Source organism: Epilithonimonas arachidiradicis (genome assembly GCF_003610695.1).
Taxonomy (GTDB): Bacteria; Bacteroidota; Bacteroidia; order Flavobacteriales; family Weeksellaceae; genus Epilithonimonas; species Epilithonimonas arachidiradicis.
Map to the genome: position 1 here is coordinate 111,013 of NZ_RAQH01000009.1, position 15,558 is coordinate 126,570.

Sequence of the window (15,558 nt, forward strand, 5' to 3'; positions counted from 1 at the left end):
ATTATGAATTACAAAATACGGTAATTTTTACCAGATATTTTCAATTTTTTGATTGATGTTGTTGATCGAAAAGTTTTCACTTTTTCTTTTGCCAATCATGGCTTTTGCTAATGGAGATTCCGGAGAAATACAAATGATTTTTTGATTTTCAAAAGTGATTTCGCCTAAAGAAACTGAGATAAAAAACAAACCTCTTTCTGTTCTTACAATCGCTCCTTTTTCGGCTTTGTCAGAAGTTTTTATGAGAATGGTCTTTATAAAATCCTGTTGCTTCAAAACTTCATTAAGCTGAACCTGTAGATTATTGATCTCCTGCTGAAGCATTTCTCTTCCTGTCTCATACTTATCGCCCATCGAACTTTTGGTATCGTTGCTGGAAGCTCGGGTTTCTGCAATCAGCTTTTCGAAATTCTGGATTTTTTCGGAGAGTTTTTGTCTAACGATTTTTATTAGTTCTAGTTTATCCATCAATATTTTTCACAGTTTTTATTTGATATTTTAAAAAGAATATTTCTGAAATTCCAAAAAGCCACCAAGTAGGAAATCTAAAATAAGTATATAAAAAAGTAAAGCTATCAATTTCTTTAATATTTTTAGTCAAATTTTTTATTTCAAAATCAATAGAGAAAAAGGGAATTATAAATCCAAATAGAAGAAAAATGGACAAATAAAGAATTTTATTACCTTTCTTAATTATTTTATATTTCCAAACTCCAATATTGAAAATTAAAATGACTATTAATAATATATAATCGAATATTCCTAAAAGCATTCCATTATTACTTTATCAAAGTCAATCCTAATTTTTCCGCTTCAGCAATCACAAAACTTCTCGCTTCATCCTTGTCATTTTTGATGTCACCTTCCAGGATAGCTTCTTTCACTTTTTCTTTCAGGATTCCAATTTCTTTTCCCGGTTTCAGGTTGAACATTTCCATAATCTCTTCTCCGGAAATCGGTGGCTGGAAATTTCTTACTTGGTCTTTTTCTTCAACCTCTTTTATCTTTTGAGCTACGTACTCAAAGTTCTTTTTGAAACGAGTTTGTTTAGAATAATTTTTGGTAGTGATATCTGATTTGCAAAGCGTGAAAAGGTCTTCCATATCTTCCCCGGAATCAAAAAGTAATCGTCGCAGTGCCGAATCTGAAGCATCATCCGTAATCAAAGCAATCGGTCGTGCGTGCATTCTCACCAGTTTTTCAACATATTTCTGCTCTGCTCCAAGAGGGAGTTTCAAGCGTTTAAAAATGTTTTTGATTTGTTTTGAACCCACAAACTCGTGGCCGTGAAATGTCCAGCCAATTCCTTCTACAAATTTTTTAGTAGGCGCTTTTCCAATATCGTGAAGTAGAGCTGACCAACGAAGCCAAAGTTTATTTGTGTTCTGCGAAATATTGTCAACCACTTCTAAGGTGTGATAAAAATTGTCTTTATGCGTCTGTCCGTCGATATCTTCGATGCCTTTTAGAGCAATCAATTCTGGAAGAATGTAATTTAATAGTCCGGTTTCTTCTAATAACTTTAAACCTTTCGAAGGTCTGCCGGAAAGCATTATTTTGTTGAATTCCACCATAATTCGTTCCATAGAAACGATTTTCATTCGATCGGCTTCCTCTTTAATGGCTTTGAGTGAATTTTCATCGATTTCGAAATCCAGAGTGGTTGCAAAGCGAATCGCTCTCATCATTCTCAAAGGGTCGTCAGAGTAAGTCTGATGAGGTTCTAAAGGCGTTCTCAGAATTTTATTAGATAAATCCTGCATCCCACCAAATGGATCAATTAATTCCCCGAAATTATCTTTGTTAAGAGAAATCGCCATTGCATTAATTGTGAAATCCCTTCGTTTTTGGTCATCTTCCAAAGTTCCGATCTCTACAGATGGCTTTCTGGAATCCTCGCTGTAGCTTTCTTTTCGGGCACCAACAAATTCAAGTTCCAGATCTTTGTATTTGAACATCGCGGTTCCATATGTTTTGAAAATGGCTACTTTTGTTTTCGGATCAATTTCTTGGGCGATATTTTCAGCGAGTTCTATTCCGCTGGATTCTGTTACGAAATCGATGTCGGTTGGTGCTTTTCTTTGCATCAGGAGATCTCTTACGAATCCGCCAACAGTATATACGGATTGTCCGTTTCTGTCGGCAACTTCAGAAATGATTTTGAAAAGTTTGAGGTTTTTATTTTGGTTGAGATTGATAAACATTTTATTACTTCAAAAAAGAGTATTTAAACGCAAAGTTCACAAAGATTCATTTAACTACTAACTGCTTTTAAGTTCGCAAGTTATTTTACTTAGCAAGAACATTGAAACTCTGGTTTTATTTGTTTGCAAAGATAATTCTTTTGGGAAAAGTTTCTACTATGCGCAGCTGCGTAAGCGATAGTAGTGGATATCCTTTTTTGTCGGCTTGCGAGCCGGCAAAAAAGATAGGAGCGGATAGCGCGGTCTTCATATTTTTTAATTGGGAAATGCTGTTGGGAAAAATATGGAGATACGCCCAAATTTTTGAAAATCAGGACTTTTTGTCTTTTAAGTTTTGTTTAGAGAGTTAAGAATCAGACATTTTGCTATGAAAATAGGTGCGGTATTCTTTTTGAGATTATGATCAATACAAAAAGTAGTTTTTTTTCATAGTTTATTTTTCCGGCGGATGGTCTTGTAAAAGGTCATCCGCCGGTTTTTTTTATTCTCTCAATACTTTAATCTGACTGTTATTCCATACCTTAATTACAGAAGAACCGGAAAATTCTGAAACCTTGTCGTGATTGTCTTCTACTATATAGTCAACCGCATTTTTGATTTCGTTTGAGATATCGCTGAATTTCATTGGGGACTTTTGCCCGCTGAGATTGGCTGATGTTGAAACGAGAGGTTTGTTTAGTTTTGCGATGAGTTTTTTGCAATAATCATTTTTTACGATTCGGATTCCGACGCTTCCGTCTTCTGCTAATAGTTCTTTAGGAAGATTTTTCGGATTTTCATAAACTATTGTTACGGGTTTCTCGCTGAGGTCGATGATTTGCCAAGCCATCTCGGGAACATCCACCAAATCCTGCAATCTTTTCTCGGACTCTACTAATATAATAAGAGATTTGTTTTGCTCTCTTTTCTTAATGTCAAATATCTTTTTAATGGCTTCCGGATTGGTCGCATCACAACCAATTCCCCAGATGGTGTCGGTTGGGTAAAGTAGGGTTCCGCCGGATTGTAAAATTTCTATTGCTTGAGTTAAGTCCATTTAAGTTCAAATTTTGGTGAAAATCAAATATGAATAACTGTTAAGGTTCATAATATGTTGATTTTCATTTATTTGTTGTGTTTTAATAAAATTGATAGATAAAATTATCTATTGCAAATTTAACAATAAATGAACAGATTTTTAAAAAGTATTAACCTGTTAAACTTGATTTAACATAATGTGATTTTTCGTAACGCTTAATTAAAGAATATTTAAAAATTCTTATACATTTCGATTGCTTTCCATATCATTTCTTTGGCAACGAAGAAAAAGGAAAGTAAAAAATGAAAGTAAAAACTATAAGCATCAGTGCTTTGTTTCTTTGTATGCCAATGTCTCTTTTATTGGCACAAACTACCCAAGATACACTAAAGGGTGAAAAGAAAATCGACGAGGTGAAAATCATCGGTAACACTAAAAAAAGTACCGAGGCTAATATCATCACGGCACAGAAAAAATCTGTTGAAGTAATCGAACGAGTAGGTGCCGCTCAGTTGTCTAAGCAAGGAGTCGGAGATGTGGCTACTGCGGTGACAAAAGCTACTGGAACTCTTAAACAAGAGGGAAGTGGGCAGATTTTTGTACGTGGGTTGGGAGATCGTTTTAACGCAACAACTCTTAATGGTCTTGAGATCCCTTCTGAAAATCCAGAATATAAAAATGTTGATCTTGAGATTTTCAAAACGTCAATGATAGAGTATGTTTCTCTTGATAAAGTTTATAATCCTAGATTTTCTGGAGATTTTGGAGGAGCTAATATCAACATAGTTTCAAAAGAACATACCGGAAAACCATACTTTAAAATCGGAATCGGAAGTAGTATTAATATGCAGACTTTTGATAATGGCAAATTCAAACTTCAAGATGGTGGACCAGGATTTTTCGGATTTAAAGAATCAACTTATATCAAAGGAAATCCTAACGCAGCTGGAGCACCATATCCTTTTACTACAAAATGGAACTTTAAAAATGCACAGAACCCGTTTAACTCAAGTATAAACATAGAAGGTGGCAGAACATTTGGGAAACTAGCTCTCTTTGGTTATGCAGGTTTTGATAACTCGTATGAATATAGCGAAGGGCAAGAAGGTTTCTATTTTGCTGGAGGCGTTGTAAGTAGTAATTATAATAATGTAAAGCGCTCTTACTACAAAACCAATACAACTGCTTTGCTTAATTTGGATTATAAATTAAACAGCAATAACAAGTTAAAGTTGACATCCAACTACATCCATTCTTCAGAGCAAGATGCAAAAGTCTATACAGGGTTTAATAACGATGTTTCTCAAAACGTAATCATAAACAGGGGTGATAATAAATTAACTGATACCTGGATCAATCAGTTTTCAGGAAGTCATAAAGTCGGAGGCTGGACAGGTGATTGGGCTGTGGGTTATAACAAATTGAATAGTAAAAGACCAGATCGTCTTCAAAACACCATCAATGCAGCTAATAACACGCTTATTGCAAGCTCCGCTATCAGCAACCACAGGTATTTTGATGACCTTAATGACGGTACTGTTTTAGGACATATTTATTTGACCAGAACTTTTGCGGACAAATATAAATTGAATTTCGGTTATGATGGTTCTTATAAAGATAGAGATTTTGAACAAACAACAATTGGTCTGAACTCCACTTCTTCTACAATGGTTAATCCCGAAGATATTGATGCTTACATCAATGCAGGAAACAGAGATGCTTTCAGCTATAATGTAACTAGAAGTACTTATACGATGAAGAGAAATATCCAATCTGGTTTTGCTAACCTTGACATTAATTTTTCAGATAGATTCGTAGTTCAGATCGGTGGTCGTTATGACTTCATCAACTTTGATAACGCTTGGCAAGACATTCTCAATACAGGTGAAAAAAATACAACATATAATAAGTTTTTGCCCGCTCTTAATGCAAAATATATGTTAAATGACAGACAGAATCTTAGATTCGCGGCTTCTAAAACTTATACTTTGCCACAAGCCAAAGAGCTCATTCCTATCGCTTATTATGATGTAACAACAAACGTTTTAGGTAATCCTAATCTTTATGCATCAGATAATTACAATATTGATTTGAAATGGGAACTATTCCCAAAATCTGGAGAGATTATCTCTTTGACGGGTTTTGGAAAATATATTCAGAATCCAATTGCAAGAACAACATTCTCTTCTGCTTCGCCGGATATGACGTATTTCAATGTTGCTAATTGGGCTTACATCTTCGGAGCCGAATTTGAAATCAGAAAAGATATTTACAAATGGAATAGTTCCAAAATCTATACGTTCATTAATGCTACCTATATGCACTCGCAGCAAGAACTGAAAAGCGAAGCTGAAATTGCAAAAGAAAATGCTGGGACAATAGCACAATTTAGTGGGCAGGAAAAAGACGACGTTCAAGGGGTAGCAGATTTCTTAGCTAATGTCAATTTAGGCTACAATTACAAATGGAGTACTAATAATACTGTGGATTTTGTCTTGTCGTATTCTAGAGTAGGGAAAAACCTTTATGCTATTGGAACCAATAAAATAGGTAATTTCTATGAATTGGCTAGAAATGTTTTAGATGCTAATGTAAACTTTACAGTGAATAACTACAGTATCGGAATCAGTGCAAAAAATTTGTTAAATCCACACTATAAAATCGAACAGAATTATCTGGACGGGTCTGCAACTTTTACCCATAAAGATTACACTAGAGGTCGTCAGGTTGGGCTCAACTTATCTTATAAATTTTAAAATATAATAATAAAGTAAATTTAATAAAATGAAAAAGACATTCTTAAAAGCAATCGTAGGTTTATCATTACTGGCTTCAACAACTGCAGTATTTGTATCTTGTAGTAATAGCGATGATACTACAGAGGAAACGATTATTGATAATTCAGGGATCGATCCAAACAATTTCAAAGGAGATATTACAGGTAATGTAACCTTGGACGCTTCTAAAACTTATACACTAACAGGTAAATTAGCTGTTAAAAGCGGAGGTTCTCTTACAATCCCTGCCGGTACAAAGTTTAAAGCGACTGCAGGTGAGCTTGATCCTACTACTGGGGCTGCTAAAAACGTATCATACCTTATCGTAGAAAGAGGTGCAAAGATTTTTATTAATGGTACTGCTGCTAATCCGGTAGTTTTCGAAGGAACAGAACATAAACAAGGTCATTGGGGTGGTATCGTCCTTCTTGGTAATGCACCTTCAAACAGAAGTGCTGCAGGTACTTCTACATCAGAATTAGGTGATTCTATTTATGGAGGAACTGATAAAGTTGATAATGCTGGAGCTAGTGTTATTCAATATGTAGTGATTAAAGATTCAGGTTTCAAATATAGCCCGACAAAAGAATTCAACGGTCTTTCTTTATTTGGTGTTGGTAGCGCTACTAAGGTTTCTTATGTTTTTGTAACAGATGGTGCTGATGATGGTGTTGAGATGTTCGGTGGAAATGTAAATGTTGATCACATTGTTATTACAGGTGTTGGAGATGATTCTTTTGACTGGACAGAAAGCTGGAGTGGAACAGTAGAATATCTTTATGCTGCAAGAAAAAAACAATACGAAAATGCATTGGAACCAGGAAACAGGGGTATAGAAGCAGATACTCAGGATACAGATGCTAATACAACTAATGGAGCAAATGGAGGTGTTTCTAACCCAACTGTTAAGAATGCTACATTCATCGGAAACAAAAAAGATCCAGAATCTCAAGCTTTGAAAGTAAGAGCTGGTTCTAATGGTAAGTTTGAGAACATCGTGATTGCAAACTTCAAAACAGGTCTTGATTTTGAAACACCTAGAACTTTGGATTGGTTCACTAGCGGTTCTTATATTACCAATGTAAGACTAATCAGTGTAGATACAGCTCACAAAGGTATTGGTGCAGCCAATTATACTGTAAACGCTAACGCAACAGGTGCTGGTGCCGGTACAGCTTTGCCAGACTGGGCAAAAGGTTGGACAGGTCTTACTAGTTTCGACATAGCTGATGCTGGTACTTTATAAGTACTCGGCATCTCAGAAATAAGATAAAATTTCTTTTTTCTTCATATCAAATCAAAAATTTTTGAACCTGCAGGTCCTCTGCAGGTTTTTTTATTTAATATTGGAGCGATCGAAAGTTATTTTCTTACACCCGAAAACAATATTGAAGTATCGAAATAATTATAGCCGTAATAATAAAACATTTCCCGAAATTTGCTATCAAACAAATCAAAATCTCCAGATGAATATCATCCTCGCATCCACATCCACTCTTTTCGGAGGTCAATATTTAGAATATCTCAAACCAGAACTCAAGATTCTTTTTCAAGGAATTGATGAATTAATTTTTATTCCCTTTGCAAGACCAGGAGGAATCTCCCACAACGATTATACACAGAAAGCAAAAGAATTTTTTGCGACAATTAATATAAATGTAAGAGGTCTTCACGAGTTCGAAAATAAAGAAGAAGCGATTAATTCGGGCAAAGCTTTTTTCACCGGTGGTGGCAACACCTTTCTCTTAGTTAAAACACTTCACGAATTAGGATTGATGAGTATCCTGAAACAAAATGTAGAATCAGGAAAACCATACCTTGGATGCAGCGCAGGAAGTAACATTGGCGGCATTAATATGAAAACGACCAATGATATGCCGATCGTCTATCCGCCAAGTTTTGATTGTATGGGATTAGTTGCTTTCAATATTAATCCTCATTATCTCGACCCAAATCCTGAAGTCAAACATAATGGAGAAACCAGAGAAACGAGAATCAAAGAATTCCTGACGCAAAATGACATCAAAGTCATCGGTCTGAGAGAGGGCAATTGGATTAGAAGAATTAATGATAAAATTACAGTTGAAGGTTCAGAATCAACAAGAATTTTCGAGAAAGGAAAAGAACCTTACGAAATACCGCCCGGGACACAACTTTAAATTTAAACCAATGAAAAAACCAGCATTATTACTGTCATTAGTCGTAATGGCGCAGCTCTCTCTGGCGCAATCAAAATTTATAATTACGGACGGATCCAAAAATTATGATGCAGAGATCACCGTTCAATCCTGCGAAAGCGACACCTGTAACGGTCAGGGAACTGTTGTTTTGATGGACAAGAAAACCAAAAAGAAGTTCCAGACACTTCAGTCGGAGGATTTGTATTTTTATCTCAACGAAAAGCAGAAGCCCAGCGTTAATATCATTCAGCTTTATAATGAGCAAAGTCCATTGATTTTTGATGATTTTAATTTTGATGGTTCAGAAGATATCGCAGTCAGAAACGGAAATCAAAGTAGTTATGGTGGACCATCTTATGATGTTTATGTTTATAATGTCTCAAAAAAACAATTCGTGCCAAGCGACGAGCTTACAGCATTGGCCTACGAAAATCTTGGAATGTTCCAGACAGATCACAAAAGAAAAAGATTGATAACCTTTGCAAAATCTGGTTGTTGCTGGCACATCACAACAGAATATGCCGTCATTCCGAAGAAAGGTTTGCAGAAAGTCTACGAGTTGGAAGAAGATGCAACCGGTGCTGACGAGTATATGAAAGTTATTACCAGAAAGTTGGTTAACAACAAATGGGTTATCAAGACAAAAAAATACAAGACAGATGATTATTACAAAGAATAAAAAATGAAAATACAAAAAGAAATAGATTTTATCCTGGCAGTTGATGCCTTGAAAAATGTACAGCGAAGAAACTACAATGCAGACGACTCCAGAAGAGAAAATACGGCAGAACACAGTTGGCAGATTATTATTCTGGCTCAGATTCTTTATCCTTATGCCAAAAACAATACTGAAATTAATTTGTTAAGAGTGATCAGAATGTTATCAATCCACGATTTGGTAGAGATTGATGCTGGCGATACATTTCTTTTTGATGAAGAAGGAATGAAAGGAAAATTTGAAAGAGAAAAATTGGCAGCCAAAAAGATTTTCGGAATTTTGGATCAACCAATTGCAGATGAGTTTTATAATCTTTGGATCGAGTTCGAAGAGGAAGAGACCCCGGACGCTATTTTTGCTTGTGCAATAGACAGGATTATGCCATTTATTCTTAACTCATACACTTCCGGTAAAAGCTGGACAGAAGCCGGAGTTACAGAGAAACAGGTTAGAAATATGTTAGAAAATGCCATCTGCAGAGCTTCTGATGATATGGGAGAATGCTTCCATCACTTGATTTCTAAATGTATTGATGAGAAAAAATTAACGATTAACTAAGAATCGATCTCAACAAAAAAACGCTTCCAAATGGGAAGCGTTCTTATTTTTTTATAAATAACTTTTAATTACTTAGTTGTAGCTGGTGCATGTGTCGCTGGAGCATTATTTGCTGGCCCGTTCACCGGTGCTTCAGATTTTACCGGTGCTGGCATTGTTGGAGCTGTTTGAGAAGGTTTTCCTGTAAGGATAATACTTAACAAAATCAAAACTACAATAGTAGTTCCTAGAGTCCAGGTTGCTTTTTCCATAAAGTCGTTGGTTCTCTGCACCCCGAAAGTAGCAGAAGAAGTTCCTCCGAAAGTTCCGGAAAGACCACCTCCTTTTGGATTTTGCGCCATAATGATGATAACTAATAAAATGCTAGCAATGATAATTAGAATCATAAACAGCGTAAATATTGTGCTCATAGTATCGTCTTAAGAATAAATTTTGAAGCGCAAATATAGGGATTATAAATCAATAAATGAAAACTTATTTTTTAATAAATTTCACAACATTAGTTTCATTGCTGAGGGAATTAAATAGATGAAATTACTCATTGTTACAATTACAGCAATATTTAATACCTTCGCTAAGTTTTTAAAATTAATTATTAATGAAACTAAAACATATTCTTGTTGCAACAGCAGCGCCTTTTATGATGAATGCACAACAGGTAATGACACCGGAAATTATGTGGACACTCAACCGCCTTGGTGTTCAGTCCGTTTCTCCGGATAATTCTGCTTTGATATATAAAATCAGCAAAACAGACCTTAAAACTGAAAAATCAAATTCCGAAACTTTTTGGCTTAATGCTTCCGGACAATCAACCAAAATTGATTTAGGAAAGAAAAGCTTGATTCAATGGGATAATAATGGGATTTATGCTTTAGAAAATAACAAGATTTTCTTGTCAAAAGATTCAGGGAAAACTTGGTCAGAATTTTACAATATTGGAGAGGTTGATAATATTGTAATTTCTCCGGACGGAAAAAAGGTAGCTTTCAGCAAAGCTGTTCATGTTGAAAACCTTTTAGGAAAAGATAAATATAAAGATTTACCAAAAACAACGGCTCAAATTTATACAGACCTTAATCATCGTCATTGGGACGCTTGGAACGAAGGTTCATACAACCACGTTTTTGTGGTGAATGTTTCAGAATCTGCAGACAAGGCGAAAGATTTGTTGGAAGGCAAAGCTTTTGACTCACCTCAGAAACCGTTTGGCGGAGCAGAGGATTTTGTCTGGAGTCCGGATTCTTCAGAATTGCTTTATGTGACGAAGGCAAAATCTGGGGCAGAATACGCCCAAAGTACCAATACAGATATTTTCGCTTATAATCTCGCTTCCGGAAAAACTACGAATTTAACAGAAGGAATGATGGGTTATGATGTTAATCCGAAATTCAGTAATGATGGAAAATTTTTGCTTTGGAATTCGATGGAAAGAGATGGTTACGAAGCAGATAAAAATGACATAATGGTTATGGATTGGAAGTCCAGAGAAAAAACTAATTTGACCAAAGCTTGGGACGAAAGTGTAACGGGCGATGTAAAATGGGCTTCGGATTCCAAATTAGTTTATTTCACTTCGGCTTTCAGAGGAACTAAGCAATTATTCTCCGTTGATGTGAAAAATAAAATTGTAAAACAATTGACTAAAGGAGATTTTGATATCAATGATGTTGTTTTGGAGAACAAGGGAAAACTTTGGGTAACGAAAACCGATATCAATCACAGTGCTGATTTATTCGAAGTTGATTCTAAAGGTTCTTTGAAACAAATTACTAATATCAATAAAGACAATTATTCCAAATTGGTTCAGGGAAAATCTGAACTGAAAATGGTAAAGACAACGGACGCAAAAGAAATGGGCGTTTGGTTCCATTACCCACCAAACTTTGACCCGAATAAAAAATATCCAACTTTGGTTTATTGCCAAGGTGGACCACAATCCGGATTGACGCAGTTTTTCTCCACAAGATGGAATTTCGCTTTGATGGCGGCCAACGGTTATATCGTAGTCGCACCAAACAGAAGAGGAATGCCGGGCTGGGGCGTGAAATGGAATGAAGAAATCAGTGGCGATTGGGGCGGACAACCGATTAAAGATTATTTGTCAGCAACCGATTTTGCTAAAACTTTATCTTATGTTGACGGAAATAGAGTAGCAGCTGTTGGAGCTAGTTACGGCGGTTATTCTGTGTTTATGCTGGCTGGCGTTCACGAGAACAGGTTCAAGACGTTTATTGCTCACGACGGATTGTTTGATATGAAATCTTGGTACGGAACGACAGAGGAACTTTGGTTTGCTAACTGGGATTTAGGCGGAAACTATTGGCAGAAACCAACGCCTAAAGCTTATTCAGATTTCAACCCGAGTAATTTTGTGGACAAATGGAACAAACCGATTATGGTTATCCAAGGCGGAATAGATTTCCGAGTTCCTTATGAGCAAGGCCAGGAAGCTTTCCAAGCCGCAAAACTAAAAGGCCTTAAAACCAAATTTCTTTATTTCCCGAACGAAAATCACTGGGTTTTACATCCGCAAAATGGTTTGGTTTGGCAGAGAGAATTCTTTGATTGGTTGAAGGAGACACTTTAGAAAATTCCCATCCTTTGGAGGGGTGGCAAAAATTTGAAAAAAATTTTGACGGGGTGGTTCAAAATATTTTAAATTGCAGTTGAAATTTTTCGGCTGCAATTTTTTATTTTAGCTGAATATAAAAAACACAAATATGAAATTTTTATTACCAATGCTATTCATCGGAACTTTGATGAATGCACAAGTTTCCACAGTTGTAAGACATCCCGATTCCTACAAAGATTTCCCTTATGAAGGAACGAGAATTATTCAGGTTGACGAAGCCAATTCGCCGGACAATGAGGATAATGTTTTCATTTTTTCTAAAATCGAGAAAGGTGCAAAACCCGACAAAATGACGTTCCAAAGATTTACGAAAGTTGATGGAAACTGGAAAGTTGTTGCGAAAAAGCAGATGACTCACGATGGGATTTTAAGTGCTTGGGGACAACGGAAAGCGTTTGCAGATTATGACAAAGACAAAAGTATCGACGCTTTATTTATCTACGCCTTGAACGATTATGATCTAAAGCAACAATCTGTTCATTTGATTTTTTCTAAGAAAGATAAGCTTTATGAGATTTCTACTTCGGCAGAAAGTGGCTATACCAAAGATGTTTATTCAGATAATTTCAAAACTTTGCCAGAAAATATTCAAAGTAAAATTTTAGAATATTGGAATAAGTTGGATAAGGAATAATTTTTAAAAACCCCTTCAAAGTTCAAAACTCTGAAGGGGTTTTTTGTGATTAAAAGGGAATTATTCAATCTCAACCGCCCAACCCGCTTTCCAATCTTGATTCTTCTCTAGTTTCAAAATCCCAAATTTCTCCGTCAATTCTTGATTATGATTTTCCAAATCTGCAATGCCTTGCCAAGGTTCTAAACAAACAAAATCCGCATTTTTCGCAGCCCAAATTCCGAAATAAGGAAAATTAGAAAAAGTGAAAATGACTTTGTGATTATTTTTATTATTTCTCAATATCAATTCTCTGCTTTTCATCGTTGTCATTACCAACGCATCTTTTGCGAATAATTCGTAAGACAACGGAAGCGTTTTGTTATCTAGCTCAATAGTTTGTGTTTCGTTGCTGATGAGATTATCAATCAACGGATGGATTTCTAGTTTTTCATCATCAGAAAAAGCAATTTCGTAATCGTTGTAATTCAGACCATTTTCTGTGTCGATGGCGAATCCAGGATGTGCACCAAGAGAAAAATACATTTCTTTTTCAGACAGATTTTTCACTTGATAAGAAACAGTCAGTTTGTTCTCAACCAAAGTATATTTGATTTCCAAACTGAATTCGAATGGATAAATTTTCAAAGATTCTTCATCAGATTTCAATTCAAAAATAACTTCATTTTCAGTTGAATTTTTTACTTCAAAAGTTCGTCTTCTTGCAAAACCGTGGCGAGGCAATTCATAAGTTTGACCTTCAAAAATATATTGTTCATTTTTCAAAGCGCCAACAGTTGGAAAAAGAACTGGACTTTGTCCTCCCCAAAAATCGGGGTTTCCACTCCACATTATTTCTTTTCCGGTTTCGAGATTGATGAGAGAAGTCAATTCTGCTCCAAGTTCGTTGAAAGTCGCTTTTAGTGTATTATTTTGAATCGTTATCATATTGTTAATTTACTTAAATGATTTAAAAATATTGGTTGAAACCTTATCAAAAACAGTTCTTTCATTCTCATCATACTGCAAAATGGCATAGGCAAAAGCGTCATTTTTGAGAATCGTTTTCTGATAAAATATCTTTCCGTTTTTATAGCCTGAGATTACAAAAAATGTCTTTCCGCGTTTTTGATAAGTTATTTTTGTGGCTGTATTTTTAGCGAGACTTTTAAGGTCTGCATCAAATTGTTGTTTCAAAGATATTGTTCTGCCTTCTGCATCCAGATTATTTCGTCCAAAAACTCGAAGCGTTTCTTCGTTCTTTTGATTGATGAAAATTCGTCCATCTCCATTAGAACTTTCTGGCTCTGGTGTCATCAATTGTTTTGGATAATCAACACAATATTGAAAACGAACATTACAGTAAGGTTCGTAATCCAGATTGGCTTGAACAATAGAGTTTGTTGATTGCCCATATCCAAGATTAACAATCAGCAAAGCAAAGAAAAAACAAATTTTTTGCATAACATCATTTCATTTTTGAATCAACAAATATCTGTAATAATCTTTGATTTTGTAGTCTATCATCCAAAAGTGTATCATCTGTCATCTCAATTTACAATATTTTCCTAAATTGCCGTTTAATAAGCAATAATGAAAGGTCTTAATTTTCTGAAACGCATCAATAGCTGGGTCGTATATATTATATTGACTTCCATCGTTGCAGGAATTATTATTTCCTCCAACTTCCTGATTCAACATCTTAGAGGTAAGGAAACCGAGAGAATCAAATCTCTGGCAACGGCAATGCGTTATCTCCAAGATAGTGATGTAGACCCGAGATTCAATGAACTGGCACTTTATGTCATTAGTGAAAATGAAGATTTGCCCATCATTGTTACCAACAAAAAAAGAGAGGTTTTAGAAAGCCGAGGTATTTCCGAAGAGATTCTTAAAGACAAAGAAAAACTAAAGGCAAAAATGACTGAAATGGAAAGCAAATATCCGCCTTTCGAGATTCAGTTGCCGGATTTTAATAATCAATATTTGTATTATGATAATTCTGATTTGATGAATTATTTGCGTTATTATCCTCTTTTATTAGCGATTTTTATTTCATTATACCTCGTTTTTTCATTTTGGTTTTTACGATTACTGAAGAAAACCGACGAAGGTTTTGTTTGGGCAGGTTTGGCCAAAGAAACCGCGCATCAGATTGGAACACCGCTTTCCTCAATGATTGGCTGGGTCGAGATTATGAAGCTCGAAGATGAAAATGGAATGGGCGTGAAAGAACTCGAAATGGATGTCAACCGACTCAAAACCATTTCCGAAAGATTCTCCAAAATCGGTTCAATTCCGACACTTAATGATTTGGATATCAATGAAACTGTTCAGCAAAATTTCGATTATTTAAAATCCAGAATTTCAACTAAGGTTGAATTTACCTTAAGAAAAACTTACGAACCTGTTTTGGTTCCACATAGCCAGATTCTGATGAGTTGGGTAATTGAAAACCTTGTGAAAAATGCGGTGGATGCAATGAAAGGTGAAGGCAAACTGGAACTTTCACTTTACAAAAAAAACAAAAATGTTTACATCGACGTAACTGATACAGGTTGCGGAATGACCAAACAACAAATCCGAAATGCCTTCAAACCCGGATTCTCGACAAAAAAACGGGGTTGGGGATTAGGATTGTCTTTAACCAAAAGAGTAGTGTCAGAATATCACAAAGGCGACGTCAGAATTGCAAACTCTGAAGTTGGAAAAGGAACGACTTTTAGAATTATTTTGAGGGAAGAGCAAAAATCGTAACATCCATAACCAAACAGATACAGAGTTTTTTGATTTTATTCTATGTGTCTATGTGATAAAAAATATCAGAAGTGATTACTATTAATTGATAATCTTTC

At 35.4% G+C, this 15,558-nt stretch carries 15 protein-coding genes; 8 read left to right on the top strand and 7 right to left on the bottom strand.

Features of this window, described 5'->3' with window-relative positions:
• Positions 1-27 precede the first annotated feature (27 nt).
• From BXY58_RS13990 to BXY58_RS14010, 4 genes are all read right to left on the bottom strand, one after another.
• Positions 28-468: a GreA/GreB family elongation factor gene (locus BXY58_RS13990; protein WP_120214485.1), complete on the bottom strand. Its 441-nt coding sequence runs from the start codon at positions 466-468 to the stop codon at positions 28-30.
• Entirely contained in the window at positions 461-772 is a 312-nt protein-coding gene (locus BXY58_RS13995) for a hypothetical protein (protein ID WP_120214486.1), read from the bottom strand. The genes BXY58_RS13990 and BXY58_RS13995 overlap by 8 nt, the downstream gene beginning before the upstream one ends.
• 7 nt (positions 773-779) lie before the next feature.
• Positions 780-2,204, bottom strand: coding sequence for a CCA tRNA nucleotidyltransferase (locus BXY58_RS14000; RefSeq protein ID WP_120214487.1), 1,425 nt, complete (start codon positions 2,202-2,204; stop codon positions 780-782).
• 481 nt (positions 2,205-2,685) lie between these two features.
• A complete protein-coding gene (locus BXY58_RS14010) occupies positions 2,686-3,240 on the bottom strand; it encodes an L-threonylcarbamoyladenylate synthase (protein ID WP_120214489.1) in 555 nt (184 codons plus the stop codon).
• A gap of 284 nt (positions 3,241-3,524) precedes the next feature.
• Here BXY58_RS14010 and BXY58_RS14015 point away from each other — a divergent pair, with 284 nt between their 5' ends.
• From BXY58_RS14015 to BXY58_RS14035, 5 genes are all read left to right on the top strand, one after another.
• Positions 3,525-5,978 (top strand): TonB-dependent receptor domain-containing protein, encoded by a 2,454-nt coding sequence (locus BXY58_RS14015; RefSeq protein WP_120214490.1) that lies wholly within the window; start codon positions 3,525-3,527, stop codon positions 5,976-5,978.
• Between the two features lie 28 nt (positions 5,979-6,006).
• Positions 6,007-7,245 (top strand): hypothetical protein, encoded by a 1,239-nt coding sequence (locus tag BXY58_RS14020; protein WP_120214491.1) that lies wholly within the window; start codon positions 6,007-6,009, stop codon positions 7,243-7,245.
• Between the two features lie 220 nt (positions 7,246-7,465).
• Positions 7,466-8,158 (top strand): dipeptidase PepE, encoded by a 693-nt coding sequence (pepE, locus tag BXY58_RS14025; RefSeq protein WP_120214492.1) that lies wholly within the window; start codon positions 7,466-7,468, stop codon positions 8,156-8,158.
• 10 nt (positions 8,159-8,168) lie between these two features.
• On the top strand, positions 8,169-8,858 hold the full coding sequence (locus tag BXY58_RS14030; RefSeq protein ID WP_120214493.1) for an XAC2610-related protein: 690 nt from the start codon (positions 8,169-8,171) through the stop codon (positions 8,856-8,858).
• Positions 8,859-8,861: 3 nt separating this feature from the next.
• Complete coding sequence (locus tag BXY58_RS14035; protein ID WP_120214494.1) at positions 8,862-9,455, top strand: HD domain-containing protein; 594 nt, start codon at positions 8,862-8,864, stop codon at positions 9,453-9,455.
• 68 nt (positions 9,456-9,523) lie between these two features.
• On the opposite strand, the gene secG is transcribed toward BXY58_RS14035, so the two are convergent.
• On the bottom strand, positions 9,524-9,865 hold the full coding sequence (secG, locus tag BXY58_RS14040; protein WP_120214495.1) for a preprotein translocase subunit SecG: 342 nt from the start codon (positions 9,863-9,865) through the stop codon (positions 9,524-9,526).
• 188 nt (positions 9,866-10,053) lie between these two features.
• Here secG and BXY58_RS14045 point away from each other — a divergent pair, with 188 nt between their 5' ends.
• Together BXY58_RS14045 and BXY58_RS14050 are read left to right on the top strand one after the other, a co-directional pair.
• Positions 10,054-12,045 (top strand): S9 family peptidase, encoded by a 1,992-nt coding sequence (locus tag BXY58_RS14045; RefSeq protein WP_120214496.1) that lies wholly within the window; start codon positions 10,054-10,056, stop codon positions 12,043-12,045.
• 133 nt (positions 12,046-12,178) lie between these two features.
• Positions 12,179-12,724 carry a hypothetical protein gene (locus BXY58_RS14050; protein WP_120214497.1) on the top strand — a complete coding sequence of 182 codons (546 nt, stop codon included), beginning with the start codon at positions 12,179-12,181 and terminating at the stop codon, positions 12,722-12,724.
• Between the two features lie 60 nt (positions 12,725-12,784).
• Here the strand turns inward: BXY58_RS14050 and BXY58_RS14055 are convergent, their stop codons facing one another.
• Complete coding sequence (locus BXY58_RS14055) at positions 12,785-13,651, bottom strand: aldose 1-epimerase family protein (RefSeq protein WP_120214498.1); 867 nt, start codon at positions 13,649-13,651, stop codon at positions 12,785-12,787.
• 9 nt (positions 13,652-13,660) lie between these two features.
• Positions 13,661-14,167, bottom strand: a complete 507-nt coding sequence (locus BXY58_RS14060) for a hypothetical protein (protein WP_120214499.1) — start codon at positions 14,165-14,167, stop codon at positions 13,661-13,663.
• A 129-nt stretch (positions 14,168-14,296) separates the two neighbouring features.
• On the opposite strand from BXY58_RS14060, the gene BXY58_RS14065 reads away from it, so the two are divergent.
• Entirely contained in the window at positions 14,297-15,460 is a 1,164-nt protein-coding gene (locus tag BXY58_RS14065) for a sensor histidine kinase (RefSeq protein WP_120214500.1), read from the top strand.
• The last annotated feature ends 98 nt before the right edge of the window (positions 15,461-15,558 follow it).

What these genes read in the sequence shown, in the direction of transcription:
- BXY58_RS14015 (WP_120214490.1), top strand. Translation starts at nt 3,525, where the DNA reads ATGAAAGTAAAAACTATAAGCATCAGTGCTTTGTTTCTTTGTATGCCA.
- BXY58_RS14065 (WP_120214500.1), top strand. Translation starts at nt 14,297, where the DNA reads ATGAAAGGTCTTAATTTTCTGAAACGCATCAATAGCTGGGTCGTATAT.
- BXY58_RS13990 (WP_120214485.1), bottom strand. Translation starts at nt 468, where the DNA reads ATGGATAAACTAGAACTAATAAAAATCGTTAGACAAAAACTCTCCGAA.
- BXY58_RS14055 (WP_120214498.1), bottom strand. Translation starts at nt 13,651, where the DNA reads ATGATAACGATTCAAAATAATACACTAAAAGCGACTTTCAACGAACTT.
- BXY58_RS14010 (WP_120214489.1), bottom strand. Translation starts at nt 3,240, where the DNA reads ATGGACTTAACTCAAGCAATAGAAATTTTACAATCCGGCGGAACCCTA.
- BXY58_RS14060 (WP_120214499.1), bottom strand. Translation starts at nt 14,167, where the DNA reads ATGCAAAAAATTTGTTTTTTCTTTGCTTTGCTGATTGTTAATCTTGGA.
- BXY58_RS14030 (WP_120214493.1), top strand. Translation starts at nt 8,169, where the DNA reads ATGAAAAAACCAGCATTATTACTGTCATTAGTCGTAATGGCGCAGCTC.
- BXY58_RS13995 (WP_120214486.1), bottom strand. Translation starts at nt 772, where the DNA reads ATGCTTTTAGGAATATTCGATTATATATTATTAATAGTCATTTTAATT.
- BXY58_RS14045 (WP_120214496.1), top strand. Translation starts at nt 10,054, where the DNA reads ATGAAACTAAAACATATTCTTGTTGCAACAGCAGCGCCTTTTATGATG.
- pepE (WP_120214492.1), top strand. Translation starts at nt 7,466, where the DNA reads ATGAATATCATCCTCGCATCCACATCCACTCTTTTCGGAGGTCAATAT.
- BXY58_RS14050 (WP_120214497.1), top strand. Translation starts at nt 12,179, where the DNA reads ATGAAATTTTTATTACCAATGCTATTCATCGGAACTTTGATGAATGCA.
- BXY58_RS14020 (WP_120214491.1), top strand. Translation starts at nt 6,007, where the DNA reads ATGAAAAAGACATTCTTAAAAGCAATCGTAGGTTTATCATTACTGGCT.
- secG (WP_120214495.1), bottom strand. Translation starts at nt 9,865, where the DNA reads ATGAGCACAATATTTACGCTGTTTATGATTCTAATTATCATTGCTAGC.
- BXY58_RS14035 (WP_120214494.1), top strand. Translation starts at nt 8,862, where the DNA reads ATGAAAATACAAAAAGAAATAGATTTTATCCTGGCAGTTGATGCCTTG.
- BXY58_RS14000 (WP_120214487.1), bottom strand. Translation starts at nt 2,204, where the DNA reads ATGTTTATCAATCTCAACCAAAATAAAAACCTCAAACTTTTCAAAATC.